This is a genomic window from Aquiflexum sp., assembly GCF_977115555.1.
Genome location: NZ_CDSBKL010000331.1, coordinates 1 through 4,685 on the forward strand (window position 1 = coordinate 1; position 4,685 = coordinate 4,685).

5 protein-coding genes are annotated in these 4,685 nt (G+C 39.4%); all 5 read right to left on the bottom strand.

Translation table 11 applies throughout. The features are described from left to right. The coding region (locus ACZFYI_RS15990) for a BamA/TamA family outer membrane protein (protein ID WP_462525131.1) at nt 1-1,009 on the bottom strand (1,009 nt) is incomplete at its 3' end. 310 nt (nt 1,010-1,319) lie between these two features. Further along, nucleotides 1,320-2,387, bottom strand: coding sequence for a formylglycine-generating enzyme family protein (locus ACZFYI_RS15995; protein ID WP_462525132.1), 1,068 nt, complete (start codon nt 2,385-2,387; stop codon nt 1,320-1,322). A 135-nt stretch (nt 2,388-2,522) separates the two neighbouring features. After that, nucleotides 2,523-2,984 (bottom strand): hypothetical protein, encoded by a 462-nt coding sequence (locus tag ACZFYI_RS16000; RefSeq protein ID WP_462525133.1) that lies wholly within the window; start codon nt 2,982-2,984, stop codon nt 2,523-2,525. Between the two features lie 42 nt (nt 2,985-3,026). Continuing rightward, nucleotides 3,027-3,629, bottom strand: a complete 603-nt coding sequence (locus ACZFYI_RS16005; RefSeq protein WP_462525134.1) for a hypothetical protein — start codon at nt 3,627-3,629, stop codon at nt 3,027-3,029. Between the two features lie 4 nt (nt 3,630-3,633). Then, nucleotides 3,634-4,269: a DUF4136 domain-containing protein gene (locus tag ACZFYI_RS16010; RefSeq protein ID WP_462525135.1), complete on the bottom strand. Its 636-nt coding sequence runs from the start codon at nt 4,267-4,269 to the stop codon at nt 3,634-3,636. Nucleotides 4,270-4,685: the final 416 nt, after the last annotated feature.

The following is a 4,685-nucleotide window of genomic DNA, read 5'->3' on the forward strand; positions in this document are numbered from 1 at the left end:
ATACCGTTCCACCAAAAGTTTCCTTGTTTTGTTGTAAAGGAAAACGGTATTCAGCTTCCGTATAGACCATACTTTCTCCACGGAATCTACCCTGTGCATACGCCCGGCCTGACCTGCCAAACATATCCCAACCAATTGAAGGGAGGTTCATATAGGGAAGATTCCCTGAAACCAAAAAATTACCATATCCCCAAACTGCGATCAGGTGTCTTTTTCTCCTTTCACTGAGATTGAAATAGTGCCTATAATCCAATAGAATCGTACTTGACGATTGGTCCGATCCAAGAAAAGTGGGATTGATTTTATAGGAAAGGAGGGCAAAGTTTTTTTCATATGGAGAGACCGCGATGTCTCTGTTTTCCATAATTGCGTTAAGGGTGATTCCTGATAGGGTGTATCTTTCTGTTGAAAATCCCCTGGAGAGGTTATAAGCATCATGCGAAAACTGCAAAGTAGGAGGATTCTCTTCAATTGAAAAACTATTGATCTTAGAGTGTAGGTCAAAATGGTAACCCATGCCAAGGTAAAACTTGGAATCCCCAATTCTCCTCAATACTGTTTCATAAAATCGGATCAAGTTGAAATCCATCTGCTGCTCCCCACGCCAAACCCCTGGTCTTGCAGGATCTTCTTCGGGTAGGTTTGGGGCACTGCTTCCCAATCCAAATGTCGGCTGTGAAGTGATGAAATACCTCCAATCGCCTACAAGGATCCATTTATTCTTATCTAAAAAGATATTGCTTCTGGAACTGAAGATCCATTGTTTTTTGGTGGTATAGAGAAAGTTGCCAACGAGATTGGACATTTTTGTATCGGCAGGATTTCCCATATACCAGGTAGCAGAAGGTGCAATACCAAACAACCATCCATTTGCAGGATTTGACCCTACTGCAGGAAGCGGTACCCATCTAAGGTTATTGATTTTATTTGACCTGTATACTACAGAATCCTGGGCCTTCAAACTTTGAATGGTTGCAAAGACCAAAATAAGAGATATCAATACCTTCATGATTTTTTGAATTATGGTGGCTGGGTAGGGGAGGATCGTTCAAACTGGAAATATGGAATTTACAGCATATGAGGAATTGGCTAATTCAACATATTTATGAAAAGTACTGATTTATTTTGTAAAAGGAAAATCAAGCAAATCTTGGCAAGCATGATTGAAATAAATGGCTTCTGCCATCAAGATTCTATATATCGGACCTTTTATGGAAGTGCTTTCACTTACAAAATTCAGAAAACTTATCACTCGAAATAACCTGGCATTAAAGTATCTGACATCAAAAGGCTCTTAAACCAAAATGGGTGGAAATATTCTATTTGCCATCGGCCACGCACCTAAAGCCGACATTGGAAGTGCCGCTATCGTAGGCATGTCCCTGCCTTGCAGAAGGCCTATAATTGATACAATAATCATCAGCGCATAAGAAAGACCCGCCTTTTATGACTTTTTCCATTGCATAAGGATTATCAGGATTGTAACATTTGCTGATCGCACTGTCAAGAGCAGGGGCTTCTCCTGAGATTCTCAGAAAGGTGGCCGCATCAAACCAATCGCTTGTCATTTCCCACACATTGCCGATGATGTCATAAAGGCCAAACTCATTGGGAGGGAAATTTTTAACCGGAGCTGTTCCCAAAAATCCATCCCTTCCTTCATTGGAGTGGGGAAAATCTCCTTGGAAAGTATTCGCCATAAATTGACCGTTTGGCCTGAAATCAACGCCCCATGCATACCTTTGGTGATCTTTTCCTCCTTTTGCAGCATATTCCCATTCTGCTTCTGTGGGCAGTCTTTTTCCGGCCCATTTGGCATAAGACTCTGCATCTTCTGAAGCCATATGCACTACAGGATGGTTTTCTTTGCCCTTGATCGTACTTTCAGGACCTTCAGGATGTTTCCAGTTTGCTCCAATCACCCATTTCCACCATAGACTCAAGTCGTTTGATTGGGTAGAAACAGATTGGGCAGGAGGGGAGAAGACCAAGGAACCTGGTTGAAGGTCTTCCTCAGCAGGCTTAGGTGTCCCCGGTGGAAGCTGAAGCTTCATTTCTTCCCAATCAGGTTTTCTTTCGGCAACTGTCACATAGCCCGTTTCTTCCACGAATTTTGCAAATTGGGCATTGGTGACTTCAGTAGCATCCATCCAAAAACCATTGACTGTTCTTTTTACAGCCGGCCTTTCGACATGGTATGCCTCTTGTTCATTGGTTCCCATAAAAAATGAACCGCCTTCAATCCATACCATTCCTTCTTTAGAAAAATCCAAAGATTGCTTAATCTCACTATTGGAGACCTTTTCCTCAGTTTCTTTGGGACTGCATCTCGCAAATAGGAAGACGATTGGCAAAAGTGTTATAGCAATATTGGGAAGTTTTCTCATGGTTGGATTGTATTGTGGCTTCTTAAAGGTAAGGTTGTTATCCAAAAATAACAAAATCCTGTTTTTGTATTGGAATCAAAAAAAACCTGTTCTTATGAAAAGAACAGGTCAGAAATTTTTTTTTATAAAATAGTCTTAAAGTTCTCCTATGAATGGAAGACTTTCAGTGATAGCAAGTAGGACAGTGTTTTGGATATAGCTCTCAAGTTGAATAAACTTGGCTGCATTCACTGCACCGATTTCTTTTTTGATTTTTTTGTAATGTTTGGCTCCTAATCCTGTAAGACTTGCATTGTTTTTCATCGCTTTCAAGGCTATCTGATCTGCGTCTGTTTCAGAAAGTGTAGGCAACTTGGTCAGGTACTCCTCGATAAGCAAAATCCTATCCTTCATCAAAGCCCTTCTTTCAACTTCATAGGCTTCATAAATAGTCCAAAATCCTGAATCAGCAGGGAGTCCCATATATTGCTCTACCATTGCACGTTTTTCCATGCCAAAGGCTGACTGGATCAATTTGATCTCATCATTGATTTGTTGTGCATTGCTGATGAATGGTAATGCAAATAGCATTAGGGCAAAGAATAATTTTGTTTTCATAACTAGAGGTTTCTTAAAGTTTGGATTAAAATTTATTGTGATTTAATTATTGAAATTAAGCATGACAAAACCAAGATTAAAGCCTAAAATCGATTGGGCCCTCATGTCGGAATTTTCGAAGGTTTGGTAATATTTTGACGATAATTTGATCCCTACATAGTCACTGATCTGATAAATTGCTCCCAATTCTGGCCGGATTATAAATTGTCTTGGAGTAACTTTATCAACAAATATGCCCATACTTACCGTTTGGGTATTGATGGCAAGTCCACCACCCATAGCGACAAAAGGTTTGAATGATTTGTTTGCATTAAAAACATAAATGAAGGATCCCATTATAGGTGTGATTTTTAAATACCTGTACTGGGTACCTTGCAATGTCGCTGACCCCCTTTCAAACAATTGGTCAGAAGCTTTTTCGAAGAAATTCATAGTTCCAAACTCCACCCCAAAGCCAGTTTGGTTTTCATTCATCTTATAAAATTCAAAATTAGCACCCCTACCGGTAAAGTTCTCGGTAAAATCCGCGGTTTGCCCTAATGGTAAAGCAGGTGCAAAGTTAAGTTGGATCATTGTTCCCTGACCAAAAGCAGGAAGGGATATTAAAGCGATCAAAAATGCAAAAAGGTATAGGTTGGATTTCATAAAATCATTTCTGAATGTAAGGAGATTGGACAAAAGCTTGATTGACACCTGCTACAGCTCTTTCGGTGTTACTGGTTTGTGATCCTGTCAGTGCTCCATTGACGATAGCAACCCAATCAACTTCTAGCTTATCATTTGTAGTTGCTTTCATATTAACAAATTGAATCAACAATGACTCGGTTGATACAGAGGTGACGATAGCTGGTTGATAGCCAGGATAGGTCCAGCCTAGTCCGGCTCCCAGATTAGGAATCCACCAATCCCAAAACCACCAATCATATTCAAACAAAAGGGAATTATCTTCAACAACTGAAGGAAGCAAAATGAAGTCAGGATCTGCAAATTGGTTGACTTGGGTAAATCCTCTCTGAAGCATATTCGTTCGGATGGCACCAAGGATGCTTCTACCTGCCACAAAATCAATAAAAGGAGGCTGCTGTCCCGGTTGGATGGGGATATCGCTGATAATCACGACATTTTCGGGGATTGCAAAGGTTGTTCCCTGTCCAAAATCAAAATTTGGGTTGAAATTGGTATAAACAACATCAAGGGTGGTGACATCTTCAGGCAACCCAGGAGCACAACTTGATAAGACTAGAAGGCCGAAGGCCAAGGCAATCAAAGTAAATTTGAATTTCATTAAGTGGTAATTAATTTTACAAAAAACAGTTTTGCAAATGTATGCATACTTTTTTACAATAAATAAAGCAGTAGGATTTCTGATTTGCTTTATGGGAAATATTATGGGAATGTTGGCTTGTTTTTAAGGATTAGAGATTAAATTTATAACTTAACAGAAAAAATCACATCAATCAGTTAGCGTTTCATAATATGGAAATATCCCTCGATTGGAAAAATATATTTTACGTATTTTCGCAGTTTGTTGGTTTTTTAGTAGGCTTGGTTTTGATTTTCTTCGGTTTTAGAAAAAACCGACAAAACATACTCCTTGGATTTAATTTTTTGGTCCTTACATACAGTTCATTTATTATTTGGTTGTTTACCACTTCCTAATTCGTGTATTTCCCACAATTGTTCCGGACAGAGAATTTCACA